31 protein-coding genes and 1 tRNA gene are annotated in these 26,750 nt (G+C 61.9%); 15 read left to right on the forward strand and 17 right to left on the reverse strand.

The features are described 5' to 3' along the window. The 7 genes from hisD (at nt 1) to AMK02_RS03080 (ending at nt 3,862) form a co-directional block, all read left to right on the forward strand. Nucleotides 1-1,296 (forward strand): histidinol dehydrogenase, encoded by a 1,296-nt coding sequence (gene hisD / locus AMK02_RS03050; RefSeq protein ID WP_064800611.1) that lies wholly within the window; start codon nt 1-3, stop codon nt 1,294-1,296. Between the two features lie 8 nt (nt 1,297-1,304). Beyond that, entirely contained in the window at nt 1,305-1,778 is a 474-nt protein-coding gene (locus AMK02_RS03055; RefSeq protein ID WP_064800612.1) for a UPF0262 family protein, read from the forward strand. Further along, nucleotides 1,775-2,260 (forward strand): arsenate-mycothiol transferase ArsC, encoded by a 486-nt coding sequence (locus AMK02_RS03060; protein ID WP_189636992.1) that lies wholly within the window; start codon nt 1,775-1,777, stop codon nt 2,258-2,260. The genes AMK02_RS03055 and AMK02_RS03060 overlap by 4 nt, the downstream gene beginning before the upstream one ends. 123 nt (nt 2,261-2,383) lie before the next feature. After that, on the forward strand, nt 2,384-2,602 hold the full coding sequence (infA, locus tag AMK02_RS03065; RefSeq protein WP_003545338.1) for a translation initiation factor IF-1: 219 nt from the start codon (nt 2,384-2,386) through the stop codon (nt 2,600-2,602). Nucleotides 2,603-2,638: 36 nt separating this feature from the next. Then, complete coding sequence (locus AMK02_RS03070) at nt 2,639-3,259, forward strand: Maf-like protein (protein WP_011423951.1); 621 nt, start codon at nt 2,639-2,641, stop codon at nt 3,257-3,259. 134 nt (nt 3,260-3,393) lie between these two features. Continuing rightward, the gene (gene yacG / locus AMK02_RS03075; protein WP_064800614.1) at nt 3,394-3,606 is read left to right on the forward strand and encodes a DNA gyrase inhibitor YacG; all 213 of its coding nucleotides are present in this window, start codon (nt 3,394-3,396) and stop codon (nt 3,604-3,606) included. Between the two features lie 180 nt (nt 3,607-3,786). After that, nucleotides 3,787-3,862 (forward strand) — tRNA-Phe (locus AMK02_RS03080). Between the two features lie 60 nt (nt 3,863-3,922). Here AMK02_RS03080 and AMK02_RS03085 read toward each other — a convergent pair. The 5 genes from AMK02_RS03085 to AMK02_RS03105 all read right to left on the reverse strand — a co-directional run bounded on the left by AMK02_RS03085 (nt 3,923) and on the right by AMK02_RS03105 (nt 8,414). Further along, nucleotides 3,923-4,744 carry a hypothetical protein gene (locus AMK02_RS03085; protein ID WP_082240261.1) on the reverse strand — a complete coding sequence of 274 codons (822 nt, stop codon included), beginning with the start codon at nt 4,742-4,744 and terminating at the stop codon, nt 3,923-3,925. Between the two features lie 292 nt (nt 4,745-5,036). Continuing rightward, nucleotides 5,037-6,218 carry a Na+/H+ antiporter NhaA gene (gene nhaA / locus AMK02_RS03090; protein ID WP_064800616.1) on the reverse strand — a complete coding sequence of 394 codons (1,182 nt, stop codon included), beginning with the start codon at nt 6,216-6,218 and terminating at the stop codon, nt 5,037-5,039. 175 nt (nt 6,219-6,393) lie between these two features. Continuing rightward, nucleotides 6,394-7,011, reverse strand: coding sequence for a YceI family protein (locus AMK02_RS03095; protein WP_064800617.1), 618 nt, complete (start codon nt 7,009-7,011; stop codon nt 6,394-6,396). 38 nt (nt 7,012-7,049) lie between these two features. After that, a complete protein-coding gene (locus AMK02_RS03100; RefSeq protein ID WP_237350428.1) occupies nt 7,050-7,865 on the reverse strand; it encodes an arylamine N-acetyltransferase family protein in 816 nt (271 codons plus the stop codon). 87 nt (nt 7,866-7,952) lie between these two features. Next, nucleotides 7,953-8,414 (reverse strand): cupin domain-containing protein, encoded by a 462-nt coding sequence (locus tag AMK02_RS03105; RefSeq protein ID WP_064800619.1) that lies wholly within the window; start codon nt 8,412-8,414, stop codon nt 7,953-7,955. A 285-nt stretch (nt 8,415-8,699) separates the two neighbouring features. On the opposite strand from AMK02_RS03105, the gene AMK02_RS03110 reads away from it, so the two are divergent. The 6 genes from AMK02_RS03110 (at nt 8,700) to AMK02_RS03135 (ending at nt 13,243) form a co-directional block, all read left to right on the forward strand. Next, entirely contained in the window at nt 8,700-9,185 is a 486-nt protein-coding gene (locus tag AMK02_RS03110) for a pyridoxamine 5'-phosphate oxidase family protein (RefSeq protein ID WP_082240262.1), read from the forward strand. After that, nucleotides 9,182-10,534, forward strand: a complete 1,353-nt coding sequence (locus tag AMK02_RS03115) for a pyridoxamine 5'-phosphate oxidase family protein (protein ID WP_064800620.1) — start codon at nt 9,182-9,184, stop codon at nt 10,532-10,534. The genes AMK02_RS03110 and AMK02_RS03115 overlap by 4 nt, the downstream gene beginning before the upstream one ends. Nucleotides 10,535-10,732: 198 nt before the next feature. After that, nucleotides 10,733-11,020, forward strand: a complete 288-nt coding sequence (locus AMK02_RS03120; protein WP_064800621.1) for a BufA1 family periplasmic bufferin-type metallophore — start codon at nt 10,733-10,735, stop codon at nt 11,018-11,020. A 62-nt stretch (nt 11,021-11,082) separates the two neighbouring features. After that, on the forward strand, nt 11,083-11,970 hold the full coding sequence (bufB, locus tag AMK02_RS03125) for an MNIO family bufferin maturase (protein ID WP_064800622.1): 888 nt from the start codon (nt 11,083-11,085) through the stop codon (nt 11,968-11,970). 2 nt (nt 11,971-11,972) lie between these two features. Continuing rightward, the gene (locus AMK02_RS03130; protein ID WP_064805894.1) at nt 11,973-12,749 is read left to right on the forward strand and encodes an HvfC/BufC N-terminal domain-containing protein; all 777 of its coding nucleotides are present in this window, start codon (nt 11,973-11,975) and stop codon (nt 12,747-12,749) included. Next, the gene (locus tag AMK02_RS03135; protein ID WP_064800623.1) at nt 12,746-13,243 is read left to right on the forward strand and encodes a DoxX family protein; all 498 of its coding nucleotides are present in this window, start codon (nt 12,746-12,748) and stop codon (nt 13,241-13,243) included. Before AMK02_RS03130 ends, AMK02_RS03135 begins: the two co-directional genes overlap by 4 nt. 285 nt (nt 13,244-13,528) lie before the next feature. Here the strand turns inward: AMK02_RS03135 and adhP are convergent, their stop codons facing one another. The 3 genes from adhP to AMK02_RS03150 form a co-directional block, all read right to left on the reverse strand. After that, nucleotides 13,529-14,602, reverse strand: coding sequence for an alcohol dehydrogenase AdhP (adhP, locus tag AMK02_RS03140; protein WP_064800624.1), 1,074 nt, complete (start codon nt 14,600-14,602; stop codon nt 13,529-13,531). A 245-nt stretch (nt 14,603-14,847) separates the two neighbouring features. Further along, the gene (locus AMK02_RS03145; protein WP_189636993.1) at nt 14,848-15,168 is read right to left on the reverse strand and encodes a DUF1476 domain-containing protein; all 321 of its coding nucleotides are present in this window, start codon (nt 15,166-15,168) and stop codon (nt 14,848-14,850) included. A gap of 252 nt (nt 15,169-15,420) precedes the next feature. Next, nucleotides 15,421-16,677: an arsenic transporter gene (locus AMK02_RS03150; RefSeq protein WP_064800626.1), complete on the reverse strand. Its 1,257-nt coding sequence runs from the start codon at nt 16,675-16,677 to the stop codon at nt 15,421-15,423. A gap of 236 nt (nt 16,678-16,913) precedes the next feature. On the opposite strand from AMK02_RS03150, the gene AMK02_RS32010 reads away from it, so the two are divergent. Further along, complete coding sequence (locus AMK02_RS32010; RefSeq protein WP_064800627.1) at nt 16,914-17,141, forward strand: hypothetical protein; 228 nt, start codon at nt 16,914-16,916, stop codon at nt 17,139-17,141. A gap of 76 nt (nt 17,142-17,217) precedes the next feature. Here AMK02_RS32010 and AMK02_RS03160 read toward each other — a convergent pair whose 3' ends face one another. Beyond that, a complete protein-coding gene (locus AMK02_RS03160) occupies nt 17,218-17,811 on the reverse strand; it encodes a TetR/AcrR family transcriptional regulator (RefSeq protein WP_064800628.1) in 594 nt (197 codons plus the stop codon). 167 nt (nt 17,812-17,978) lie between these two features. Between AMK02_RS03160 and AMK02_RS03165 the strand changes: the two genes are divergently transcribed. Next, complete coding sequence (locus AMK02_RS03165; RefSeq protein ID WP_064800629.1) at nt 17,979-18,371, forward strand: RidA family protein; 393 nt, start codon at nt 17,979-17,981, stop codon at nt 18,369-18,371. A 35-nt stretch (nt 18,372-18,406) separates the two neighbouring features. Here AMK02_RS03165 and AMK02_RS03170 read toward each other — a convergent pair whose 3' ends face one another. From AMK02_RS03170 to AMK02_RS03205, 8 genes are all read right to left on the reverse strand, one after another. Next, on the reverse strand, nt 18,407-19,345 hold the full coding sequence (locus AMK02_RS03170) for a dihydrodipicolinate synthase family protein (RefSeq protein WP_064800630.1): 939 nt from the start codon (nt 19,343-19,345) through the stop codon (nt 18,407-18,409). 10 nt (nt 19,346-19,355) lie between these two features. Continuing rightward, nucleotides 19,356-20,309: an ABC transporter ATP-binding protein gene (locus AMK02_RS03175; RefSeq protein WP_064800631.1), complete on the reverse strand. Its 954-nt coding sequence runs from the start codon at nt 20,307-20,309 to the stop codon at nt 19,356-19,358. Further along, a complete protein-coding gene (locus AMK02_RS03180) occupies nt 20,306-21,334 on the reverse strand; it encodes an ABC transporter ATP-binding protein (protein ID WP_442966363.1) in 1,029 nt (342 codons plus the stop codon). Before AMK02_RS03180 ends, AMK02_RS03175 begins: the two co-directional genes overlap by 4 nt. Continuing rightward, nucleotides 21,334-22,251 (reverse strand): dihydrodipicolinate synthase family protein, encoded by a 918-nt coding sequence (locus AMK02_RS03185; protein WP_064800632.1) that lies wholly within the window; start codon nt 22,249-22,251, stop codon nt 21,334-21,336. Before AMK02_RS03185 ends, AMK02_RS03180 begins: the two co-directional genes overlap by 1 nt. Before the next feature lie 19 nt (nt 22,252-22,270). Further along, nucleotides 22,271-23,146, reverse strand: coding sequence for an ABC transporter permease (locus AMK02_RS03190; RefSeq protein WP_064800633.1), 876 nt, complete (start codon nt 23,144-23,146; stop codon nt 22,271-22,273). Between the two features lie 3 nt (nt 23,147-23,149). Beyond that, nucleotides 23,150-24,109, reverse strand: coding sequence for an ABC transporter permease (locus AMK02_RS03195; protein ID WP_064805898.1), 960 nt, complete (start codon nt 24,107-24,109; stop codon nt 23,150-23,152). A gap of 97 nt (nt 24,110-24,206) precedes the next feature. Beyond that, a complete protein-coding gene (locus AMK02_RS03200; RefSeq protein WP_064800634.1) occupies nt 24,207-25,793 on the reverse strand; it encodes an ABC transporter substrate-binding protein in 1,587 nt (528 codons plus the stop codon). Next, complete coding sequence (locus AMK02_RS03205; RefSeq protein ID WP_064800635.1) at nt 25,790-26,521, reverse strand: FadR/GntR family transcriptional regulator; 732 nt, start codon at nt 26,519-26,521, stop codon at nt 25,790-25,792. Before AMK02_RS03205 ends, AMK02_RS03200 begins: the two co-directional genes overlap by 4 nt. Nucleotides 26,522-26,750 lie beyond the last annotated feature (229 nt).

A 26,750-nucleotide genomic window follows, 5' to 3' on the forward strand; every position in this document is an offset into this window, starting at 1 on the left:
TTGGCAATCTGGCTGGATCAGGCATCGGAAGGTTTCGAGCAGCATTTTGCCGCTTTTCTGACGACGAAGCGCGAAGTGTCCGAGGATGTGAATGCCGTCGCCCGCGCCATCATCGATGATGTCAGGGCACGCGGCGATGTGGCGCTGGCCGAATATTCGCTGAAGTTCGACGGCATCGATTTCGCCGCCGTGCCGATGCGCGTGACGCCTGAGGAGATCGACGCCGCGATCGAGGCGGTGCCCGCCGAGGTGCTGGGCGCTCTGAAGCTCGCGGCATTGCGCATCGAGAGCCATCATCGCCGCCAGCTGCCGAAGGATGATATCTACGAGGACGACATGGGCGTCGGTCTCGGCTCGCGCTGGACGGCGATCGAGGCGGTCGGGCTCTATGTTCCGGGCGGCACCGCGAGTTATCCGAGCTCTGTTCTGATGAATGCCGTGCCGGCCAAGGTCGCTGGTGTCGACCGCATCGTCATCGCCGTTCCCGCGACCGGCGGCGCCGTCAATCCGGCGGTGCTTGCCGCCGCCAAGCTTGCCGGCGTGACCGAGATCTATCGTGTCGGCGGCGCCCAGGCGATCGCGGCTCTCGCTTATGGCACCGAGACCATCGCTCCCGTCGCCAAGATCACCGGTCCCGGCAACGCCTATGTCGCCGCCGCCAAGCGCCATGTCTTCGGCACCGTCGGCATCGATATGATCGCCGGCCCCTCCGAAGTGCTGGTGATTGCCGATAAGGACAACAATCCTGATTGGATCGCCGCCGACCTTTTGGCGCAGGCCGAGCACGATGCCAGCGCCCAGGCGATCCTGATCACCGATAATGTCGAATTCGGCAAGGCGGTGGAGCAGGCGGTCGAACGCCAGCTGAAGACGCTGAACCGCGCCGAGACGGCAGGGGCAAGCTGGCGCGATTTCGGCGCAGTCATCCTCGTTGCCGATCTGAAGCAGGCCATTCCGCTCGCCAACCGCATCGCAGCCGAGCATGTCGAGCTCGCCCTCGCCGATCCCGACCGGCTGCTCGACGGCATCCGCAATGCCGGCGCGATCTTCATCGGCGCTCATACGCCCGAGGTCATCGGCGATTATGTCGGCGGTTCGAACCATGTACTGCCGACGGCGCGTTCGGCGCGCTTCTCCTCCGGCCTGTCGGTGCTCGATTTCGTCAAGCGCACCTCGATCCTGCGCCTGGGGCCGGGTGAGTTGCGCACCCTCGGCCCGGCGGCGATCGCGCTTGCCGTCTCCGAAGGCCTCGATGCCCATGCGCGGTCGGTCGCGATCCGCCTCAACCTCGATTAGGTGAGGGCATGGCGGCGGGCAATTTCCGGCTTTGCGACGTCGTCCTCGACGATACGATCGGCCGTTCGACACCCGATGTCGAGCATGAACGCGCCGTCGCCATCTTCGATCTCATCGAGGAGAACAGGTTCGAGCCGCTCGGCCATTCCGGCGGTCCTTACCGGCTGAACATCTCGCTGATGGATTCGAAGCTGGTGTTCGCCATCAAGACGGAAGAAGGCGGCGATGTCGCCACCCATATCCTGTCGCTCACCCCGTTCCGGCGGATCGTCAAAGATTACTTCATGATCTGCGAAAGCTATTACGAAGCGATCCGATCGGCCACGCCAAGCCGCATCGAGGCGATCGATATGGGCCGGCGCGGCATCCACAATGAAGGCTCGCAGACGCTGAAAGACAGGCTGGCCGGCAAGATCGAGGTCGATTTCGACACCGCCCGGCGCCTTTTCACGCTGGTCTGCGTGCTCTACTGGCGTGGATGACGGCGATGGAGCTCGCCGCCGACGTCGGGGACGCAAAAAGGCCAGGCGCCATCCTCTTCATGTGCGGCCTGAACGCCATCCGCTCGCCGATGGCCGAAGCGATCGCCCGTAGCATTCTGCCTGCCAATACCTATATAAAGTCCGCCGGCGTTCGCGCCGGCGAGCGCGATCCGTTCGTCGATGTCGTGCTCGACGAAATCGGGCTTTCTCTCGGGCGCCGCCAGCCGCAGACGCTGGAAGAACTCGAAGACGATTATTTCGATCTGATCATCACGTTGTCGCCGCAGGCCCATCACGCCGCACTCGAGCTGACGCGGTCGAACGCGATCGACGTCGTCTACTGGCCGACCATGGATCCGACGGTCGTCAGCGGCACGCGCGAGCAGATACTGGACAGCTATCGCGAGGTTCGCGATCACCTGGCCGGCCTCATCGAGAGCCGGCTGCTCAAACGAAATGGCATTGCCGCGCAATCGGCATGAAAACAAATAAAGGAAAGCCTGATCAACAAGGTTCACAAACCTGCGTTGATTGTGTAGTTTCCGCCCAAATTTTAAAGGCGCGCGTTGCGCTGCCTCTGCAACCCACAGGAAGAAAACCACTATATGCCGAAAGAAGAAGTCCTCGAATTCCCGGGAATCGTCACCGAACTTCTGCCGAATGCGACGTTTCGCGTGAAGCTTGAAAACGAACACGAGATCATCGCTCACACCGCCGGCCGCATGCGCAAGAACCGCATCCGCGTTCTCGCGGGCGACAAGGTGCTTGTGGAAATGACGCCCTACGATCTGACCAAGGGCCGCATCACCTATCGTTTCAAGTAAGTCTGCCCGCTCCCGTCCGCCGATGGTCGAGGTTTCATGGCGCTGAAATACAAGCTCATTCTGGCCTCGGGCTCGCCCCGCCGCGTCGACCTGCTCAACCAGGCCGGCATCGAGCCTTCGCGCCTGATGCCGATGGATATCGACGAAACGCCGAAGAAGTCGGAGCATCCGCGTTCGCTCGCCCGAAGGCTGTCGGCCGAGAAGGCCGAGGCAGCACTTGCCGCCATCAAGGGCGATATCACCTGGAAGGGGAGCTATATCCTCTCCGCCGATACGGTGGTCGCCGTCGGCCGGCGCATTCTCGGCAAGGCCGAGTTCGCCGACGAGGCGCTGAGTTCGCTGCATCTCCTGTCGGGACGCAACCATCTCGTCTATACCGGCATCTGCCTGGTGACGCCGGATCGCAAGATTCGCCAGAAGATCGTCGAGACCAAGGTGCGCTTCAAGCGGCTCTCCGGTTTCGAGATCGAGAACTACCTAGCCTCCGGCCAGTGGCGCGGCAAGGCGGGCGCTTACGGCATCCAGGGCCTTGCCGGCACTTTCGTGCAGAAGATGGTGGGCTCCTACACCAATGTCGTCGGCCTGCCGCTATATGAAACCATTCTGCTTCTGACCGGCGAGGGCTTCGATGTGCATAGCCGGTGGCCCGAGGGCTGACCCACGGCCAATGCTTAAAGCGCGTCACGATCTTTCAGATCCGCGCGTCGCGCTTTAAGGCTTTGTTTTCATGCATGTCGTTGTCGCAAAAGCGCTGACACTGTTGCGCGACATGCTTTAGGACGGAACCGATCATGCCCGAAGACAAGAAAGCCGCCGCCAAGGTCGAGCCCCTGCGCAAGACGCGCCCTTGCCCGGAATGCGGCAAACCATCGAACCGAGAACATTACCCCTTCTGCTCCAACCGCTGCCGTGAGGTCGATCTCTCCCGCTGGCTGACCGGCTCATACGCCATTCCGGTGGCCGACGACGAAACGAAGGCCGATTATCCCGACGAGGAAAACTAGCAGATTTCCTCCCCGAAGCTCTTATTTTTCCACATGAATCGGCAAAATTGGCAAGACCGTCAAAAAAGAGTCATTTGACGCTTGCCATGGGCGAACAAGATGCTATAACCCCGCTCGCTTCCGGGGCGAACCAAGGCCCCGCGGTTCTTTTCATCAAGAGCACCGCAGTTAAGCAGGTTGGCCCAGGTAGCTCAGTTGGTAGAGCAGCGGATTGAAAATCCGCGTGTCGGTGGTTCGATTCCGCCCCTGGGCACCACATGGTTCCCAAAACAGTCTCATCGGTTCAGCGTTCCTGCGGGAACGCTATCCCAAGCGCCTACTCGATACTCGCCAAAACCTCGGAGATAACCGAGAATTTCGTGGCCTGCCAGCGTCTGTAGTCGAGCACGAGCTTCGCCGAAATCCAGCAATCCCCACTTTTTTGGGGCGCCTCCCATCCCAGCAATCCTTGATTTTGCGCGGCCGCCAGCAATCTGCTGGCATGACTGCGGGAAATGACATATTCGGCCGCGGTCAGTCGTGCAGAGACATCGCCCACCCAGGTGCGTTCACCTACGACCGGTGCCAGTGGCACCCGCGACATGAGGTCGTGCAATATGTTGCTTCCGGATTCGGACCTTACGAACAGCGCAACGCTTTCGGGCGGGCTATACCAATCCGGATGGTTAAACAGCCGACGTGCAATACGCGGCTGAGCGCGATACAGAATTGTCTCATCCGCCTCCGACCACCGACAGCGATCTCCCGCGTCTATGCCGTCCAAGGAACGAAGGTGCCCTTCGAACCATTGCCGGATCAAGGTTTCAGCATAGGCGCTCGCCTGTAACGGTTTGGCGCGCCGATCCGTCGTCTCCACCGGCTCGAATAATTTGTAATACGCCATCTCCTTCATATGTGCGACGACGGTGTTGTGGCTGGCGATGTGGTTCTCGACCAGAAATTTTGCGAGGTTGGAAGCGGTCAACGGGGGGCAGGACGGGTTGAGCTTCCGCTCAAAATGCAATGCCAACGCCGCCTGGCTGAGCAGCCACTTCTGCAGATCGGCAACATAACGCACTATTCTCGGCGCTCTGCGATGGATTGCCAGTAGCTCGGAGGCGGATTCACGCAGAGCAGCGGCAAAAGCGGCGTCCGTCATGAGATCTTCAACACTGTAGCTGCGGCATCTATTCTGCAGTGAGGCTGAACGTAAAGGTATCGACATTTAAAACCGAAGTGTAAGCGATGCTGGTTCGGGATAATAAAAATAGCGAATAGACAAATGTCACTGCTAGGCCAGCGACTGGCCGACTTTATCGAAAATTTGCGTACAATTCGAGCAGGCTTTTGTTGCAGATGTTTGACCCCAAAGCTTTGACTGGAGGTCTCTTTCGGCCGAAACAAAGGGCGCTATCGGCCGGGTTCTTCATGGAGAACTGCAGCCCGCTCTCTCAGGATCGGCGATTGAATGTTGCGAGCATCGCCGCGCCGACCAGACCGGACAGCAGAGACCCCAGCAGGATGCCCATCTTCACGTGGTCCTGGACGCTGGGATCGTTGAATGCAAGCAGCCCGATGAAAAGGCTCATGGTGAAACCTATGCCGCAGAGGGCGGCCACACCGGTCATCTGCCCCCAGCTCGCCTTGGCTGGAAGGTCGGCGAGACCGATTTTGACGAGCAGGAAGACCGTGCTGAGAACGCCGACCAGTTTTCCAAGCAAAAGTCCCGCCGCCACGCCGAGGGTCAATGGCTCCGTCAGCGTGGCTGCCGAGACGCCGGAGAAGGAGACGCCGGCATTGGCAAAGCCGAAGATCGGAACGACGATGAATGCGACGGGCTTCTGTAGGATGTGCTCGAGATGGTGCAACGGCGACTGCTCGTGGCTCGCCTCGCGCGTTCCCGGCGTTGCCTTCAACGGAATCGTCAGTGCGAGAAGAACACCGGCCAATGTCGCGTGGATTCCAGACGCGAAGACGAGCACCCAGAGCACGGCGCCGAGCACCAGATACGGCCACAGCTTCAGAATCCTGGCCCGATTCATGCCATAGAGCGCGGCGAGCACCGCCGCAGCCCCTGCAAGCGCCAGCAAGTTGAGATCGCTCGTGTAGAACAGCGCAATGATCATGACGGCCCCCAGGTCATCGATGATCGCCAGTGCCGCCAGGAAGATCTTCAACGAGGCAGGCACGCGCGGGCCGAACAGGGAGATGACGCCCAGGGCGAATGCGATGTCCGTCGCCGTCGGGATCGCCCAGCCACGCAGGGCGGCCGGATTTTCCCGGTTGAACAGGATGTAGAAGAGGGCGGGGAAGAGCATGCCTCCCAGTGCCGCCGCACCCGGCAGAATGCGGCGACTCCAGCTGGAGAGCTGGCCGTCCAGCATTTCGCGCTTGATCTCGAGCCCGACGAGGAGAAAGAACAGCGCCATCAGCGCGTCATTGATCCAGTGCAGCAGGCTGAGCGGCCCTAGATAGATGTGAAGAGCGTGGAAGTAACCCTCTGCAAGCGGTGAGTTCGCCGTCACGATTGCAGCCAAGGCGACTGCCATCAGCACGAGACCGCCTGAAGCTTCGCTATCGAGGAACTGGCGAAGGGTGGATCGGATGAGACCTGGAGAGATAGGCTGCGACACCGGTCAGCGCTCCCTGTGTTTTGGAAGGTTGATCTTCAGTCTCCGTCGATTTCGGGAAAGCCCGTGGCGCACGCAGCACACGCCATCCCTGCAAGATAAAGGGGTCGCATCGCCATTTCCAGCGAAATCGGCAAGGGGGCGCAGGTCCGTTGGACCTGCCGCCCCGCTTCGCTTCTCACTGGAATGAGTAACCAGCCGGCACCATCTGCGTTTCTATCGCGAAGGTGACGATGTCGCCGAGTTCGGGGATTGCGAAATCCAGTCCCCAATCGCTGCGACGGATGCTGCCGGTCGCCGAGAAACCGATCTTCGGGACGCCCATCATCGGGTGCTCCGCCATTGAGCCGTTGAAGGTGACGTCGAGTTTTGCCGGGTGCGTCTCGCCGCGCAGGGTCAGGAGGCCTTCGACGGTGCCGGTCTTCTTGCCCGTCACATGGATCGTCCTGGAAACGAAGGTGATCGGCTTGGCTGCAAGGAAGCTCTCGTCTCCACCGATCTCCGCATCGAAGTTGACCTTCTCAGGCCATGGATAGTCGGTGCGGACCGAAAGCGGATCGATCGTGACCGAAAGCGTTGAAGTTTCCGGCTTTTCCGGCTTCCAGTCGAGCCGCGCATCGACTCCGGTAAAGCGCGCCGTGTAGTGGGACAGGCCGGAATGGTCGAACGACCAATTGAAACTCGAATGCGAGGGATCGGTCTTGTAGGCTCCGCCCGGCGCAGGATCGGTGGCGGCGGCAAGGGCGAAGGTCGTGCTCAAGGTAAGAGCAAGGGCGAGTGCAGTTATGCGAAACATTGATAATTCCTCGGATGTGAAATGATGAGGTGTCGGGCTCACGCCGCCTTGTCGCGGCGGATCGTCTGGAGGCGCTCCCAGACGCGGTCGGGCAGGGGAATGTCGAGATCGAATACTGTCTCGAACGTGTCGCCGAGATGGCTGGCGCTCGTAATGCGCTCCTCGCTGAGGCTGTTCGCCGTCACACGGCGCAGACGGTCGTCCTGGAGGGCGACGTAGCCGTCCGCCGTGTGCCGCAACACCGCGAGCGCATTGGTGAACGGAGAGCCGGGATCTTGCATCAGCCAGCCTTGTGTTGCGGCCATCGCGGCTTCGTCGCTGTGGTCGAGCCGGAAATCGAAGCTTTTCGCGATACCGAGCACATGATTATTGAAGCGCAGCCAGCTCCCGTCGGCCGGCATGATGGAGAAATCGAAGCCGCGTTGGCTGATCGGCCCGGCCACAAGCGGCACCGGCTCGATGATGGCGTCCGCTATGCCGACCTCGGCGAGATAGGGACGCTCGAGATCGACACGCAGCGTCAGATGATTGCCGATCGCGATGTCGCCGAGCTTTTCCCGGTCGACGGCGCCGCAAAGGCGGGTCACACGGAAGCCGAGTGCCGCAAGCGCGGCGCCGAAGAGGCCGTTCATCTCATAACACCAGCCGCCACGCCGCCTCTCGACCATTTTGGCGAATGCCGCAGCCGGGGTGATCGCGGAGGGCCATCCCATGAAGGCGTCCAGTGCCTCCCATGTAAAACTCATGAGATGGGCGCGATGCAACTGCGACAAGCTGTCGATGTCGAGGCGCGACGGCCGCCCGACGCCGATCCGGGCCAAATAGGCATCGAGCTGCGCGGCTGTCAGGGTCATTGCGTTTTCGTTCGAAGGTACATGTGTCATCGTTCGGTTTCCTTTCAAATGGACCGTTGCTCAGTTTCGGGACGTGTTTCTGGTGGTTCAGGCGACCTTGCGATTGTCCTCGGGTGGGAAGGTTAGGCCGAAGCCCCTGGCGATCGAGGCGATCTGCTCGGGTGTTTCGGGCTTGCAGAGTTCGACGATCGGAAAGAAGCTCTCGAACCCGCCCGGGGTGACGACGACCATGAGGCGGCCCTCCGTCTGTCCCACATTGCGGAACCGGTGCGGCACACCGCGCGGCAAAGCGATAGAGCCGCCTTCCGTGAGTTCGACATAATCGCCGGCACACCAGAAGCCGAAGCGGCCGGAAAGAACGCGGAACAACTCGTCCTCGCGCTCATGCACATGTAGTGGCGGACCTTCGCCGGGCAGCACGCAGGCTTCGAACATGCCGAGCGAACCGCCAGTATTGCCCGCCATAAAACGGATGACATGCGTGCCGAAAGCCATTGCCGGCAACCCATGCCCCGGCGGCGAAACTGCCGCATGATCAAACTTCTCCATTTCTCTTTCTCCAAATTCGTCCCGCATCGACCGCCGGCGGTTTCGCCTGCGGCAAAACGCAGAGATCCGTGCCCCGCTCCGGCATGCGGGGCGGGCGCGATTGTCTTTCGCCCGGCGGCACGGGGCCGCCGAACACTGGGGTATGGTGATAATCGAGGCCGTTCAGCCGGTACGTCGCTTCTATAGCGCAGCGAAAAAAACGGCGTTCCTAAATGAATGTGCAAGCCGTACCGGGAATCCTAAAAGTTTGCTAAGGAGGATTGGGGCAAGCAATGGGGGACGGCAGTGAGGCTTGACGACAGGCTTCTCGATTTTTTCAACAGGCCGCTGATGTGCATCATCGCGGCGGCCGACGAGACCGGCCGTCCTTCGGCGGGACGCGGCGTCGGCTTCCATCTTCTGGAAGACCGCGAAACGATTGACGTCATCTTTTCAGCCTGGCAGTGGCCGCGGCTCGAAATCGGTATCCGGCAGACCGGGCGGGTTGCCGCCACCTTCGTAACCCCCGCGGATTATGTAAGTTTCCAGCTGAAGGGGAGCGCCGGCATGCAAGAGATCCAGAGTTCTGACCTCGCTCGCGCCGATCATTTCATCACCGCGGCGACGAACGAGCTCGAATCGCTCGGCGTCCCCCGGCGTCTTATCGCGCCATGGCTGACGGCGCGCGAGGCGCGGGTCGCCCGGCTGGTGATCAGTGAGATATATGTCCAGACGCCCGGCCCGCTCGCCGGCATGCTGGCGGGCACCCATGTTGGCGCGCGGTCCCAATGAACCTGCGGCTTTCCGATCTTTCCGCCTGCTTCGAGGGTGTCATTCCCTCCATCATCGCCACGGCCTCGGCCGACGGCATGCCGAACATATCCTATCTCTCCCATGTGGTGCGGGTCGATGAGGAGCATGTCGCGCTCTCCAACCAGTTCTTCGCCAAGACGGCGGCGAATGTGCGCGCCAATCCAAAGGTCACGCTGATCCTGGTGGACGGGTTCACCGGCGATCAGTTCCTGCTCGACGTCGGCTTCGTTCGTTCGGTCGATGCCGGCGCGCTGTTCGACAAGATCGCTCGCCAGCTCAAGGCGAGCAGCGCGCAGATCGGCATGTCGGATGTCATGCGGCTGAGGAGCGCCGATATTTTCCGGGTGTACGGAATTGAGAAGGTTCCCTCGCCGGTGGAAACAGCTTCGCCGCCGAGCAGCCGGGCGCCTGTCAGCCTCCCTGATCTTTCCAAGGCGATCAAGGCGATCGAGCGACAGTCGGAGGCAGATGAGATCATCGACAGCCTGCTCGTCGGCGTCAAGCAAGTCCTCGGATGCGGCAATGCGCTCGTGCTCATCCACGACAGCCATCGCGGCTGCCTGATCACGATGGGCAGCATCGGCTACGAGCGCTCGGGCCTCGGATCCGAAATCGCAGGCGGCGACGGATTGATCGGGGCTGCGGCAGCGGGTGGACAGGCGATCAAGGTCAGTGACATGAGCCGTGTGCGCCGGTTTGGCGAAGCGATCGGTCTGGAGGCGGAAGGGGCTGAAAATACGACGCGCACGATCGCTTTCCCGCATTTGCCGATGGCAATGAGCCAGATTGCCGTTCCCATGATCGCCGGCGGCGCGGTGACGGGCGTGCTCTTCATCGAGAGCACGGAGCGACTCGCCTTTCGAGAAGAGGACGAAGCTGCTCTCGAGATACTGGCGGGACAGGCTGCCGGCGCCCTCAGGGCCAGCGAGCGCGCAGCGGCTGCCGCCGAACAGAGACCTGCGACCAGCACGCCCGAGCCTGTTGCCGCCGGCCGAGAAATCCGCGTTGTTCATCACCGCTTCGATGACAGCGTCTTCATCGATGGCACTTACATCGTGAAGGGCGTTGCCGGCACTCTGCTGCGCCTGATGCTCGACTGGCATCTGAGCGACGGCAGAAGCGAGTTCACCAACCGGGAAATGCGGTTGACGGCCGGCGCACGCATGCCGGAGATCAAGGACAATCTCGAAACCCGGCTCTTGCTGTTGCGCCGCCGGCTCGAAGAAAAGCAGGCGCCCATCCGCCTCGCGCGCGTCGGCAGGGGCCGTGTCAGGCTGGAGGCGGAAGGACCACTGGTCCTTGAAGCCGTCACAGGTGAATACCCATAAGCTGGGTGCCGCGAAATCCTCCGGCGCGCCTGCGCCAAACGAGCGCCGCCACCGTCCCACGAACAAAACCATACCATCGTGCGAAGGCCGATCACCAATTCGTGTTCGTTATGCCTGTAACAAGCGGGATCGTCGTCTCGAAAGAGGGATTACGCGGCCGATGACCGGTGCGCGGATCTTTGCAAGAGGAGACCATCCATGAACCGTTCCACTCTCAGCCTCGCCCTCGCAGGCTCGCTCGCCACTGCAATTTCATCTGCTGCCTTCGCCGCACCGCTGCCGGCGGAGAAAATGGTGGGCAAGGAGAAATGCTATGGCATCGCGCTCAAGGGTCACAATGATTGTGCCGCCGGTGCCGGCACGACCTGCGCAGGTACATCGACGATGGATTATCAGGGCAACGCCTGGAAGGCGGTCCCGGCCGGTACCTGCGTCAGCATGAATGTCAACGGGCACATGGGTAAGCTCGAGCCGACCAAAGGCTGACCGGAAAGCGGAGGCCCGATGCCCGGGCCTCCATCTTTTCTCGTCAAATCGGGAGAATTGCGATGACCGCTTCAACAAATCGACCTGTCCTCCTGCCTGCGCGGGCCGGCCTCGGTCTAAAGCCCGAGCATTATGACACCATTCTGGCCGATCTGCCGGACGTCGGCTTCTTCGAGGCCCATGCCGAGAACTACATGGGCGCAGGCGGGCCGCCGCATCGCTATCTCCAAGCCGTCACGGAACACTATCCGCTGTCGCTGCACGGCGTCGGCTTATCGATCGGCGCGGCGCGTGGGCTCGACAAGGCGCATCTGAAGCGGCTTCGCAGCTTGCTCGACCGCTATCGGCCTCAGAGCTTTTCCGAACATCTGGCCTGGTCGACGCATGACACGGGATTTCTCAATGATTTGCTGCCGCTGCCCTACACGGAAGAAACCCTGGCGCGCGTCGTCGACCATGTCGATGAAACGCAACAGGCGCTCGGGCGACAACTGCTGCTGGAAAACCCTTCCACCTATATACTGTTCGCCGACAGTACGATCGATGAAGTGGATTTTCTGGCGACGATCGCTGAGCGGACGGGCTGCGGCCTTCTGCTCGACGTCAACAATGTGATGGTCTCGGCGGTAAACCACCGGCTCGATGCCACCGCCTATATAGATCGTTTTCCGGTCGAGTTCGTCGGTGAGATTCACCTTGCCGGTTACGACGAAACCGTCGACCCCGCCGGCGACCGGCTGCTGATCGACGCGCATGCGACGGCGGTGAAGAGCGACGTATTGGCGCTCTACAAACATACCCTCGCGCGCACCGGCGCACTCCCGACGCTGATCGAATGGGACAATAATGTTCCGGATTTCGCCACACTGTATTCAGAGGCAAAACGCGCGGATGCGATGCTCGCTGCCGAAACGTCTTGCCGCGGCGGGCGCCGGATCCGGGCGGCGTGACAATGGATTTCGCAACCCACCAAACCGCCTTCGCCGATGCCTTGCTGCATGCCGAGCGGCCGGTGCCGGAGGGCATCATCAACGCACGCGGCAAGCCCGACGCGGCGCGGTTTGCCGTATACCGCAACAATGTGTTCGTCGGGCTGACAAAGGCGCTGGCGCAACGTTTTCCGGTGACTGAGAGGCTCGTGGGTTCGGAGTTCTTTTCGGCCGTGGCGCGAGCCTACGCCCAGGATCACAAGCCAGCCTCGCCGCTGATCATGGAATATGGCGACGATTTCCCCGACTTCATCGCAGCTTTTGAGCCTGCAGGCACGCTTGTCTATCTGCCCGATGTCGCCCGGCTCGAGGCCGCCTGGACGGAGGCTTACCACGCCGCCGACAGCGCGCCTCTCGATCTTGCGGCACTCAGAGCCGTGGCGCCCGAGATGCTTTCGGATTTGCGGCTCGTCCCACACCCATCCGCGCACCTGATCCTGTCGAGTTTTCCGGTTGGTTCGATCTGGAGCGCACATCAAGAGGCGGTGGTTTCGCCGGTCTCCGACTGGGGTGGGCAAGCGGTCCTGGTCGTGCGACCGGAGATGTCGGTCAATGTTCATGTCCTGCCGCCGCGGGACGCTGTCTTTGCTGCCGCCTTGTTCAACGCCGCCACTCTCGGCGAGGCGGCAGAGGCGGCATGTGCGGCTGCCCGGGAATTCGATTTCGGAACGGCGCTGGTCGGTCTTGCAGGTTTCGGCGCGTTTAGAGCCTTTCAACAGTATAAAGGAAACTCCACATGAAAACCGAAGTGGCCCCTTCGCACGGCTTTGGCGCTGCCGCTGCCTCCCTCGTCACACGCGCGGAAGGCCTGCTCGCCTCAGTTCCCAGGTCGCTGCCGCTGCTGGCATTGCGTTTTGCGCTGGCTATTCCCTTCTTCAAGTCGGGGCTGACGAAATGGGACGACTTCCTGACGCTTTCATCGGGCGCAAGATATCTTTTCGAGCAGGAGTTCAAGCTTCATATCTTCGGCAGCGCAGTCGCCTACCCGTTTCCTCTGACGATGGCGACGGCCGCCGGAATTGGAGAACTGGTTCTGCCAATTCTGCTGATCCTCGGCTTGGCCACCCGCTTCGCTGCCCTCGGTCTGCTGCTGATGACGGCGATCATCCAGCTCACCATCCCGGAGGGCTGGGCCAACTTTCACCTGCCCTGGGCGGCAATGGCGCTGGCATTGGTCGTGTTCGGCGGGGGCAAGATTGCGGTTGATCCGTTTGTCTTGCAGCGCCGCAAATGACGCGGCGGCCACACGCCTCCTTTCCCCGAGCAGACGCTCAGCTGGCATGAAAGGCCTGCGCCGGACGGGAAAGACGCTGGCGTAGAACCGTCCGTCGTCAAGGCGTCAGCGGCGACCACGCGCTCGACCATCTCATGGCCTTTGAATTCCTTCCCGGCCCAGCGCTTCGATCTCGGCCCAAAGAGTGGGCGCCTTGCCCCGCTCACCGGATCGGCCGGGCCGAGGCGCTCTGGTTTTCGAAGCGAAGGTGTCTCCGCCGCGCGGCGGAGACGCGCAGCGCGCCAGCTATGCTGCGGACTGGTCCCGCGCTGCGAAGATGCTCGCCTCTCCTGCGATATCGAGCACCGTGCGGCCCTCGATCGTTCCCGCTTTGAGATCGGCAAAAATATCGTTGATGTTATCGAGCGGCGCCTTGGAGATTTCGGCGTGAACCTTGCCTTCGATGGCGAAAGCCAGCGCTTCATCGAGGTCGCGGCGCGTGCCGACGATCGAGCCGCGTACGGTGATGCGCTTCAGCACGACGTCGAAGATCGGCGTCGGGAAGTTGCCCGGCGGCAGGCCGACGAGGCTGACGGTGCCTTTGCGACGCACCATGCCGAGTGCCTGCGAGAAGGCAGGCGGCGAGACGGCGGTGACGAGAACGCCATGCGCACCGCCGCTCGTTGCCTTCAGCACCTTTTCGACGGTGTCTTCGGCGCGTGCGTTGAGCGCGAGATCGGCGCCGACCTGGCGGGCAAGGTCGAGCTTGGCGGCAGCGACATCGAGAGCGACCACCTTGAGACCCATCGCCTTGGCATATTGGATCGCGACATGGCCGAGGCCGCCGACGCCCGATATCGCCACCCATTCGCCGGGCCGCGCTTCGGTTTCCTTCAGCCCTTTATAGGTCGTGACACCGGCGCAGAGGATTGGCGCGATCTTGGCAAAGTCGACGTCTGCAGGAAGGCGGGCGGCGAAAGCGGCCGACGCGATGACATATTCGGCAAAGCCGCCATTGCAGCTGTAGCCGGTATTGTGCTGGTGTTCGCAGAGGGTTTCCCAACCGGTTTCGCAATATTCGCAGCGCAGGCAGGCATCGTGCAGCCAGGCGACGCCGACGGCATCGCCTTCCTTGAATTCGGTGACGCCGGGACCGAGAGCAGCAACGACCCCGGCCGCTTCGTGACCGGGAATGAAGGGCGGCAGCGGCTTGACCGGCCAATCGCCCTCAGCGGCGTGCAGGTCGGTATGGCATACTCCGCAGGCAACGACCTTCACCAGGATCTCCCCCGGGCCCGGAACAGGCACCGGCACGCATTCGATTGCGAGCGGCTTGCCGAACTCCCGAACCACTGCCGCCTTCATCATCTTGCTCGTCATGATCTTCGTCCCTTCACGATGATTGTCCGGCGCGGATAATGCAGGTGATGCACGCCGCGCACGTTGATCCATCGCAAAGAGCAGTCCCGTTGACCCAGATGGAAGAGGGAGACTGTCCTGACAGCAATCAAAGAGCGGCCGGTGGCGAAACCGGTATGTCTGGAGACGCCACCGGAATGGCAGCTGTCATGAGATGTCTCCTGCACGAAAGTGCCGGCAGCCTGGCGCACTCACCCTGAAAGGCTTTAGCCGGCCTCGGCGAGGGACCTTGCCGCTTCAGGCAGAAGCTGCTTCATTTTCTCGCGAACCGTCTGAGCGCTGATCGCGACGTCTGCATATTGCAGGTCGCTGAGAATCTTTCTGAAGACGTTCTCATCCCCTGACTCCAGCAACCCGGCGGAAATGACTTCGTCGAAATAGATGTCGAAGTCGGTTCGTCCGATGAGCTCGGCCGCCCAGCGTGCCAGCATCCGGTCGCGCCTCGCCCGGATATGGAACGAACGCTCGAGCTTCACGATGTACTCTTTCTCGAGTGCTTCTTCACGCTCGTCGATGATGCCCATCATCGATCCTCCCGCTGAATGGCCGTCAGTCGTTTGAATGCGTCGCATTCGGTGCGCAGTCATCCTTGCTTCGGAAACTGCCCGCACGAAGGCTCTCGGGCCGTTTCACCGGATAATTGCCTAAACTAAAAGGTAGCGGTTCTGCGCATCCGTGAAAAGCTGAACCGCTCTAGGGTACGCCGCAGAGCAGATTTCGCTATCTTCGGGATGACGCTTTCTTTTCCCTCGTTGAGCCATCTTCTAGCGAGCTTGGACTCAAAACAGGAGGAGCGACCCCAGAGACAGAATGAGTGCGGGGAACATGACGACGGTTCCGAGTTTTAGAAACGTCCAGGCGCCGATATGCAGGCCTTCGCGGCGCAGGGCAGACAGCCACAAGATCGTCGCCAGCGACCCCGTCACCGACAGATTGGGTCCGAGATCGACGCCGATCAGCACGGCGCCGGCGATCTTGTCGGAGACACCTGCGGCCTGCACCACGCTGCCGGCAAGCAGGCCGGCAGGAAGATTGTTCACGAGGTTGCAGATCACGCCGACGAGCAGGCCCGCCACGCCGATCGCCTGCGATTGCGAGGCCGAGGCAAGCGCAGCCAGCTGATCGGAGAGAATGTTCGTCAGCCCGGTATGATCGAGCGATTCGACGATGACGAACAGGCCGGCGACCAGCGGCAGAACGCTCCAGCTGATGCCCTTCATCGTCTCGGCCGGGCTTTGCCGCGTCAGCATCAGAACGATCGCGGTGGTGATCGTGCCCGCAACAAAGGTCGGCACGCCGAGGTCGACATGCATGGCCGACGCCGTGATGAGAACGATGGCCGTCAGCAGGATTCCCCATCCCGCGAGGCGGGCGCTGCGGGAGAGGGGCGGTTGCTGCGTGTCGGCGGCAAGAGTGTCTTCTGCAAGGGCGCGGCGTTGCGTCCAGTAGAGGCAGAGGAACGTGGCGACGATCGAAATGATCGACGGCAGCATGAATGTCGACAGCCAGCGGGAGAGCGGCGGCATATCACCGCCGGCAAAGATAACCAGATTAGCCGGGTTGGAAATCGGCAGGACGAAGCTCGCGGCATTGGCAATGAAGGCGCAGATCAGCAGATAAGGCATCGGGTCTTTGACACGCGCCGTCCGGCAGGCGGCATAGACGGCCGGCGTCAGCACCACGGCCGTCGCATCGTTGGAAAGAAAGACGGTGACAATCACGCCGACAAGATAGACGAGCACGAAGAGACGCCGGGGTGATCCCTGGGCGTACGCGATTGCAATGGAGGCGATCCAGTCGAACAGGCCTTCGCGCCGGGCAAGTTCCGACAGCAGCATCATGCCGATCAGAAAGAGATAAACATCGCCGCCCTTGGCAACGCCTGCCAGGGCATCATGGGGTCCAAGCAGGCGGAAGGCGAGCAGGAGCAGAGCGCCGAAAACGGCCCAGATCGCTTCCGGCCACCGAAAGGGACGGACGACGACGCCCATCGCAGTGAGGCCGGCGATCCCCCAGGTCATGGCATGTTCAGTCATTTGCAATCGCGTTCGGTTTGTGCGCGGCAGAACAGCCGCCACGGTCAGGCAAGGATTTTCGAGTTCGAATACATGTTTGCTCAGGCGGTGACAAATCCCTTTAGAGCGGTTCACCTTTTAACGGAAGCCGCTCGAGGGTATGCCGCCCTGCGCGTCGCGAGCGATTTGAGCATGTTACGGAACAATTGAGGCCGGATGCGGTTTAACTCACGTCCGTGTCCCCGGCGGAGGCGACGATGTGGGCAGTTCTGATCGGTGCCGCTCTCATAATCGGCGGCCTTCTTTTTCTCCTTCGGCCGGCGCTTCGTCGAAAGCCGAGTGATCCCCACCTGATGCCGCAGGGCGGCGCCACGCTCGAACCGCGGCGCCAAGGCCTGAGGTTCCTCAGCTTGGCGCGGAACTGGCCGGCGATGGTTGTCATCGCGGTCGGCGCAATTCTTCTGGTTTTCGGGAGCTATTGGTGACAGACGATGGTGTGAGCCAATCCGCACTGCATCTCCCCCAACAAGATTCCCAGTTTGCCGCCAGTATATCGGAAGCTCACGCGGACGTCTTGAGAAGGCCGGCAGCCAAGGCGTCGAAGGCCTCGACAGCTCTTGGCAACACATCCTGCGGCTGGTCGCTCGCCGCGATCCAGAGGGCGGCATTGAGCGCAGCGCCGTTGAGCAGCCGGGCGGCTGCTTCCGCGTCGACCGGCTTGAGGGCGCCCTGGACGATCAGGCGCTCGATTGTCTGCCTGGTTGCCTGAAGACAACTGCTCTGGCTCGGCCATTGTGAAGGATCACCCAGCACGGCAGGCCCATCGAGCAGGACGATGCGCTGGACCTCCGGATCAAGCGCCATTTCGATATAAGCTGCGCCCTCGGCGAGCAGGCCCTGCCAATCATCACTCGCGCGGGCGCCGATCTCCTTTGCGCGCGACGCCATTTCCGTGTCGATCTGATCGACAACGGCGGCAAGCAGCCCACGCTTGTCTCCGAAGTTGTGGTAGAGCGCTCCCCGCGTCAGGCCGGCTTCGGCAGTCAGCTCGTCCATCGAAGCGGCGGCATATCCCTTCTCGGCAAAGGCCTTTCGGGCAGCCGCGATCAGCTTCACACGATTTTCCTCCATCGTCTCGCTGCGTTTCTTTGCCATCTCATCTCCAATTTCACATACGGGCCGTATATAATGTTGACATACGGTGCGTATGCGACTATTTCACATACGCACCGTATATCACATGGCGAGGCGATCTGTGAAGCTCTTGCAAAGCCCTGCTGCGCTGGTGGTGTCTTATCAACGATGAGGAAGCGAGATCGACAATGAACCGACGCGAAGCAATCTTTCCGGCGAACAGACATGCCCTTTACGAGGACCATGGTTATTCGGCCGCCATCCGAACCGGCGATCTTCTGTTCGTCTCCGGCCAGGTCGGCAGCCGTTCCGATGGAACACCTGAACCGGACTTCCAGCGTCAGGTCCGGCTGGCTTTCGAAAATCTCAAGGCGACACTGGAAGCTGCAAGCTGTAGCTTTGACGACATAGTGGATGTGACGACGTTCCATACCGATCCCGAGAACCAGTTTGAAACGATCATGGCCGTCAAGCAGGAGATTTTCAGCAAGCCGCCCTATCCGAATTGGACCGCGATCGGCGTGAATTGGCTGGCGGGCTTCGATTTTGAGATCAAGGTCATCTCCCGCATTCCGGCATGATCCGGCAGGGCTCCGTTCGGTCCCCGTCTTGTCACCTACTGAGCGAAGAGCTCCGGGATGATCATGCGCGCATGATCGCGCAGACTTGCCGCTTCTTGCTCGTCGATAAAGCGGTAAGGCCATCTCAGCCTGGTGGTGACCGGACCCCAGTTGCCGATCGCAGCGAGCAGTTTGTCGAGCGCGGCATTTGAATAGCCGCGGTCACGGCGAAACGGGACGATGTGATCGTCCATGAAGGCGCAGATGCGGCTTTCGATATCAAGCGCTGCGTCCAGATTCCGGTGCATCAGCTCTGTCCAGGCTTGGGCGCCGCAGGGATGAAGACAGGCAACATTCGAAAACGCCCCGGCAGCAACGCCCTGCTTTATGCCGGTTGCGAGATGGTGGCCGGGAATGAACAGCGAAAATTCGGAAAGATGCGCTCGTGCCTGCGCATACCAGGCGTCGTCTCCATCGGCGATCTTCATCCCGACCACTGACGGGCAGGGGCCGCAAACGTCACGGAGCTCGGCTGGCGACAGGACACGTTTCGCATGCGGCGGATTGTAAAGGATGAACGGGATTCCTTCCGCCGCCTCCGATGCGCGCTTCAGGAAATCGGTGGCTTCGAGATTGGTGAGCGGCCACCAGTCGGGAAGGATCACCTGGATCGCCAATGGCTTATGAAGAGTTGCGCGGCGCAGCCGATCGAGCATGATGATCGGATCCGGCTGGCAGGCGCCGATGACGAACGGCATTCCGGCCGCGCGGCAACGCGACGCCAGCACGTCCTGAATTCGCTCGTACTCGGCTTCCGTCTGATTGTGGAATTCTCCCGCCGTACCGTTCGAATAGATGCCGTCGACGCCGGCGGCGATCAGTATGTCGATTTCCTCGGCGAGCTTTTCGAAATCGATGCTGTCGTCTTCGGCGATCGGTAGCAGCAGGCTAGCCCAGTTGCCGGCGATCGGGTGGCGGCGGGTTGTGGTGGTCATTGCACGTCCTTCAGTTCAGGTCATCACGGATGCACGCCTTGAAATGCCCGGGCTGCATTTCGCGCAGCTCCGGCACGGTCTCGCCGCAGGCGGGCAGGGCGTTCGGACAGCGCGTGCGGAAGACGCAACCGCTCGGCGGATCGGCGGGGCTCGGAATATCGCCCTTCAGGATCTGCCGATCGCGCGGCGCATCGGGATCGGGCGAGGGGATCGCCGAGAGAAGCGCCCGCGTATAGGGATGCAGCGGCCTGGCATAAAGCGCAGCGCTTGGCGCGATTTCCATGATCCGGCCGAGATAGAGGACGATCACCCGGTCGCAGATATATTCGACCACGGCGAGATCGTGACTGATGAACAGCATGGTCAGGCCAAGTCGCTGCTGCAGGTCACGCAGAAGGTTGATCACCTGCGCCTGGATCGAGACATCGAGCGCCGAGACCGGCTCGTCGGCGACGATAAATTCCGGCGCGAGCGTCAGCGCGCGGGCGATGCCGATCCGCTGCCGCTGGCCGCCCGAGAATTCGTGGGCGTACCGGTTGACGGCCTCCGGCGGAAGATCGACCTGTTCGAGCGCCCGGCGGGCGCGTTCCAATCTCTCTCTTGCCGTCCCCAGGCCCTGGATCTTCAATCCCTCGGTCAGGATTTCCCCGATCGTCATGCGCGGCGACAGGCTCGCGAACGGGTCTTGAAAAATATATTGCATCCGCGGCCGCAGACGCCGCATTTCGGATGAGGACAAGGTGGTGAGTTCGACGCCATCGAAGCGGACGCTGCCGGCCGACGGCTCGACCAGCCGGAGGACCGATCGGCCGATCGTCGTCTTGCCGCTGCCGGATTCGCCGACCAGCCCGACGACCTCGCCCTTGCCGATATCGAAGGATACGGCCTGCAGAATGGTCAGTCTGGTCCCGCGGGACGTATAATGTTTCCCAAGGCCGCGGACGGAGAGAAGGGGTTCGCTCATCGGATCTCCTGCCAGCGAATGCAGCGGCTCTGGTGGCGCGGATTGACCTCGGCAAGCGGCGGCACAGCCGCGCGACAGGCGTCGACGGCAAATCGGCAGCGCGGCTGGAAAGCGCAGCCGGCCGGCATGTTCATCAGGCTCGGCACGACGCCAGGAATGGCCGCCAGCCTTTCACCCGCCTGCTTCATCCGGCTTGCATCGCCGAGTTTCGGCATCGAGGCCATCAGGCCGATCGTATAGGGATGTCTCGGATTGCGGAAAACCTCGGCCACTGGCCCGGTCTCGACGATCCGCCCGGCATACATCACCGCCACCCGATGCGCGATTTCGGCGACGACGCCGAGATTATGGGTGATGAAGAGCATGGCCATGCCGCGTTCGCGCTGCAGCTTCTGCAGGAGGGCCAGAATCTGCGCCTGAATGGTGACGTCGAGCGCCGTCGTCGGCTCGTCGGCGATCAGCAGCGTCGGGTCGCAGGCGAGGGCCATGGCGATCGTGGCGCGCTGGCGCATGCCGCCGGAGAGCTCGTGCGGATATTGACCGGCGCGGCGCCGGGCATCGGGAATGCCGACGCTATCGAGAAGGGCGACCGCCGCATCCATCGCGGCCTTCCGGTCCGCCCCGCGGTGGATGCGGATCGGCTCGGAAATCTGGTCGCCGATGGTGTAGACCGGGTTGAGGCTCGACATCGGCTCCTGGAAGACCATGCCGATATCATTGCCGCGGATGGCGCGCATCTCCTGTTCGCCGAGTGAGACAAGGTTGCTGACGCTGCCATTCTTGCGCTTCAGATCGATGCGGCCGGCGGCGATCGCGCCGATATTGCGGGTCAGGAGCCGCATGACCGAAAGGCTGGTGACCGATTTGCCCGAACCGGACTCGCCGACCAGCGCCAGCGTCTCGCCCGCAGCCACGCTGAGATCGATGGCGTTGACCGCCGTCACCTCGCCCGAGCGGATGCGGAAGACGGTCCGCAGCCCCTTGATGTCGAGAATGGTGGCGGCGCTCTGTGGCATGGCATCCATCAGGCAAGCAGGCCGGTCGCGCGCAGGATCTCGTCGATCCTTGCGGTTTCGGCCTCGTTGAGCGCCGCCCGCGGGCGCGGCATCAGCGCCGTTTCGATAATGCCGAGGCTCTTCATCGCCGCCTTGAAGGCGCCGATGCCGGCGGCGCCGCCGCTGACACGGCCCGCACCGACCCAGACGATCTCGAAGAGCCGGCAGAGGCGCTCCTGCTCCTCGCGGGCCGCGACCCAGTCCCCTCGCTGGGCAGCATTCCAGAGCCTGACATAGCCATGCGGATCGACATTGGCGATGCCGGGCACGACGCCGTGGGCGCCCATCTGCAGCGCCGTATCGACGACGATTTCGGAGCCGGTCATCAGGAAGACGTCCTTGTGGTCGGCGAGATCGAGCAGCACGTAACGGAAATTGCCGTCGTCGCCGCTCGAATCCTTGATGCCGATGATCGTTCCCTCTTTCGCAAGCGTCACGCTGGTCTGGCGCTGCAGTTTCACATGCACGCAGACCGGAATGTCATAGGCAATCAGCGGTACGTCGACGGCATCGCGGATATAGCGGAAGTGATCGATGATCTCGGCCTGGCTGGTGACCGTATAGAACGGCGCCGTGACGACAACCGCGTCGGCGCCGGCCGATTTCGCGGTCCTGGCATGGTTGATGACCCTGTCGGTGGTCGGGTCGATGACGCCGACGATCAGCGGTACGCGACCGTCGACGACTTTTGCCGAATGCTCGATGATGTCCTGCCGGGTCTTTTCGTCGTGGAAGATCACCTCGCTGGTCGAGCCGAGCACGAACAGGCCATGACATCCGGCTTCGATCAGGTTTTCGAGCACCCGGGTGTAGGACGGGTAATCGACTGTGTGATCCTTGTTCAGCGGGGTTATGACGGGAGGAACGACACCCTTGAATTTGCTCATTTTCGCTTTCTTTCGATCGTCAGTTTAATTCGGCGCGAGGGTCGAAGGCATCGCGAAGACCATCGCCAATGAAGTTGATTGCAAGGACGGCAAGCACCAGGAACCCGCCGGGAAACAGCCACTGCCAGGGGTATTGTTCGAGCACGGCGGTAGAGCGGGCCGCATTCAGCATGTTGCCCCAGCTTGCCGCCGGCGGCGCAATGCCGAGCCCGAGGAAGGAAAGTCCGGCCTCGAGCAGGATGGCATTGGCGATCTGCAGCGTCGCGAAGACGACGAGGATGTCGATCGAATTCGGCAGGCCGTGGCGGAGGAGGAGATGCGGCAGGCCCGCCCCCATGCCTCTTGCCGCCATCACGAAGTCACGTTCGCGAAGTTCCAGCAGCCGCGAGCGCACCATTCGCGCCAGCAGAGGCCAGGAGAGCAGCGAGATCACGAAGACCGTCGGCCAGATGCCGGTGCCGGCGATCGAGGCGAGCACCAGCAGGAAGATGACCGGCGGCAGCGTCATGACGAGATCGACGAAACGCATGGTGACCGCATCCGCCAAGCGGCCGGCAAGCGCCGAGACGGCGCCGATCAGGAAGCCGATAATGGCGGAAATGACGGTCGATGTGAGGGCCACCAGCAGCGAAATGCGGCCACCGTCCAGGACGCGGGCGAGGATGTCGCGGCCGACTCCATCGGTGCCGAACCAGTGTGTCGGCCCCGGCTGGGCATTCATTGTCAGCAGATCGATGTCGTTGGGCTTGAAGCTCCACCACAGCGGATAGGAAAGGATCGCGACGATCATCAGCGCAATCATGCAGAGGCCAAGCAGGGCGGTCCGGTTGAGCAGGAAGCGATGCAGGGAGCGTACGATCGGGCCCGGACTGCGGGCAGGGCTTCGCGCCAGCATCGCTCAGCCCACCTTGATCCGCGGATCGACCACCGCATAGGCAAGGTCGGTCAGAAGATTGACGAGGATGACGCAGGCGCCGATCATGAGCGTCGAACCCATGATAACAGGATAGTCGCGGCCCTCCACCGCATCGACCATGAGCAGGCCCATGCCGGGCCAGTTGAAGACGCTTTCGATGAAGATCGCGCCGCCGATCGCAAGGCCGATCGTCGAGCCGATCAGCGTGATGACGGGAAGCAGCGCATTGCGCAGCGCATGCTTGGTAATGACCCAGAATTCGAAGACGCCCTTAGCGCGCGCGGTGCGCACATAGTCCTGGTTCAGGACCTCCAGCATGGAAGCGCGCATATAGCGCATGATCAGCGCTGTCTGCGCGACGGCCAGCAGTGTCGCGGGCAGGATCAGGTGATGGAGAAGGTCGGCGACGGAGAATTCCTGACCTGGTGTCAGCATGCCGCCGGAGGGCATCCAGTTGAAATAGACCGAAAAGAGATAGAGGCCGACAAGAGCGCTGAGGAAGGGCGGGCTGGAAATACCGGTGACTGCGAAGACAGACAATGACAGGTCGGCGACGGAATTGCGGCGAACCGCACCGACGATGCCGGTCGCGATGCCGGCAACGATCGCGATCGCAATCGCCGATCCCATCAGGAGCACTGTCGGGCCGACGCGCGAGAGCACGAGGCCGAGCACCGGCTGGTCGGGCCGCTTGATCGAATAGCCGAGATTGCCCGTCAGCGCCTGCCGCAGCCAGCCAAGGTACTGCACCGGCAGCGGCTGATCGAGTCCGAGCGTGGCGCGCAGCTCGGCAAGATCCGACGAGGACATCGGAATATTGGGATCGATATAGGCGTCGATCGGATCGCCGGGCGTGAGGCGCAGCATGGCGAAGATCAGTACGCTCAGTGCAAGCAGCATGCCCACTCCGATCAGCAGGCGCCGGAGACTGTATCTCAGCATGAAATCCATTCCTGTGCGGGCGGCCCACAGCGCCTCGAAAGACGCGCGGCGCTGCAGTGACCCGGCCGCCCCTTTGCTTCTCAGGATGCGTTACGCCCTATTCGGCGATCGCCCATTTCTCTGGATGCGCCTGGTACGGGCCGCCGCCGGGGGCAGGCGTCCAGATGAAGTCCTTCAGCCTGGCGGAGGCGACGCCATAACGTTTCGCCACCCACAGCGGACCCCAGGGCAGTTCCTTGTTCATCACCTTGCAGACGTCCTGATAGCGGGCGTCACGCTTCGCGGCATCCGTCTCGCCAAGCGCTGCGTCGAGAGCGGCCGTCAGCACCGGCATGCGCACGCGCGCGACGTTGGGGCCCGCCGGTGGGATCTGCTTTTCATTGAGGCCGACATTGATGCTGCCGGGATCCGGGCCGTTCTGCAGGCCGGCATAAACCATCTGGAACTGTGCGACGTCAGGCGTCGGGTTCAGCACGATGCTGTTATAGGTCGGGGTGTCGACGGCGCGCGGCGTGACGTTGATGCCGACCTGGGCCAGCATCGCCTGGACGGCGGCCATGACATTGGCGGCAAGCGGCGTCGTGTAATAGGTCAGAAGGGTTATCGGCTTGTTGCCGTTGATCTGGTCCCAGCCGGCCTCTTTCAGCAGCTGCTTGGCCTTTTCCGGATCGTAGGCATAGGTCTCGATGTCCTTCGGCACCACCTGGTCGGCGATATAAGCGCAGTTTGCCGGTTTGGCCGCGCCGCCGTAGAGGCTCTGGATGATCGCATCGCGATTGATCGCGTACATCACCGCCTGACGGACCCGAACATCCTTCCAGATCGGCGAGTCGTGGTTGAAGCCGAGATAGTTGACAACGAAGGAGTTTCCTTCGATGACGCGGAAATCCTTGTTGTCGTTGAAGGCCTTCAAATCGTTGGAATCGACGTAGGTGAACTGGATTTCGCCGGCCCGCAGCGCGGCAATCGCCGCAGCCGGATTGGCGAAATAGCGGTTGATGATCTTTTCGATCGCCGGCTTGCCGCCTCGGTAGTCGGTGTTGGCGACAAGTTCGACATATTGATCGGTGACATATTTGCTGAACTTGAACGGCCCGGTGCCGATCGGCGAGGTTGACCACCATGTGTTCTTGGCAAGCTGATCCGCAGGGATCTGCGAAAGCGCGTGCTCCGGCAGCATCATCACCTTCGTCAGCGTGTCCATCAGGCTTGCGGATGGGGCCGAGAGTTTGATGACCAGGGTCTTGTCGTCCTTGGCCTCGACCGAGGAAACGGCACTCAGCCGAGCTGCGAGGACCGAGCCTGCCTTGGCATTCTTGGCAAGCTCGATGGTGAACTTGGCGTCCTTCGCCGTGAAGGGCTTGCCGTCATGCCATTTCGCGTCGGCTAGCTTGAACGTGTAGGTCAGCTGGTCGGGACTGACCTCGTGGGACGAGGCAAGCTGCCCGACGACCTTTTCGAGCTTCTCGTCATAGGTGACCAGCGGCTCGAAATAGACGCTGAGCCAGGTGAAGCCGCCCGTCGCGGCAAGCGGGTTGAAATTGCCCTGAAAACCGCCGGGCCCGACATCGAAGCCGCCCGACAGTGTGGCTGCCTGCGCGGGGCCGGTAAAGGCCGGGATGACGGTTGTCGCCATCATCGCAGCGAGCGCGATGGCGGATGATAGTCCGTTTAGTCGTTTCATTGTGCTCCTCCCACATTTGCACGTTTCTTATTGGCTGCGATCACCCGGGAAATGCCGTCATAATGGCGGTCCAGGCGCTTCTGCGCTTCGGCGACATCCCTTGCCTCGATGGCATCGACGATCGCCGCGTGATCCCTCCAGGTCGCGACGGGGTCGACATTGTCGAGGTTGACGAAATCGGACGCCTTGTAGAAGGCGAGCCAGAACACATCGATCAGCCGGGCAAGGGTCTCGTTGTTCTGGCAGCGGAACAGCAGCGTATGAAAAAGCTGGTCTTCGTCGGCAAAGGATTGTCCACGCTCCGCATGCACCCGCATGCGCTCCACCGTGGCGCGCAGCTCGGCGATATCGTCGTCGCCGATCATCTCAAGCGTCTTGCCGATCAGCCCGACTTCGAGGGTGCGGCGGATCTCGATCACTTCTTCGATCTGGCGCAAAGCGCCGCCGAGGCCATAAGCGAGATTGTCGAGCAGCGGCTCGAATGAGAATGCCTTTACGAAGATGCCGACGCCTCGGCGCGATTCCAGCACACCCAGCGATTCCAACGCCTTGATGCCTTCGCGCAGGGAATTGCGGCTGACGCCGAGCTGGTTCGCCAGGTCGGATTCGGCCGGAAGCAGCGTGCCGGGCTTCAATCCGTTGTCACTGATATAGGCGCGCAGGCTTTCCTGGACGGAGACGTGGAGAAGAGGCGCACGTGTGAGGGGCTTCATAGTTTTCAGCGACATGCGTTTCTCATTTCCGTCTGCAATGAAGACGCCAAAGACATATCCACTTGTAGGATATCCGTCAACAGGATTCGTCTGCTCAGGATGTCGACGCGAGGTCGGACGCGGACGCTCGGAGCGCCGGCGGTAGTCATGGTGGTGATGGGAGGAATCGCTGCGCGTTGCGACGGATCCGCAGCTCGTGTCCGAGTGAGTGGCGACGGAAAGCTATACGAACGGCCTGCCGCCG

The organism is Rhizobium sp. N731 (assembly GCF_001664145.1).
GTDB lineage: Bacteria > Pseudomonadota > Alphaproteobacteria > Rhizobiales > Rhizobiaceae > Rhizobium > Rhizobium esperanzae.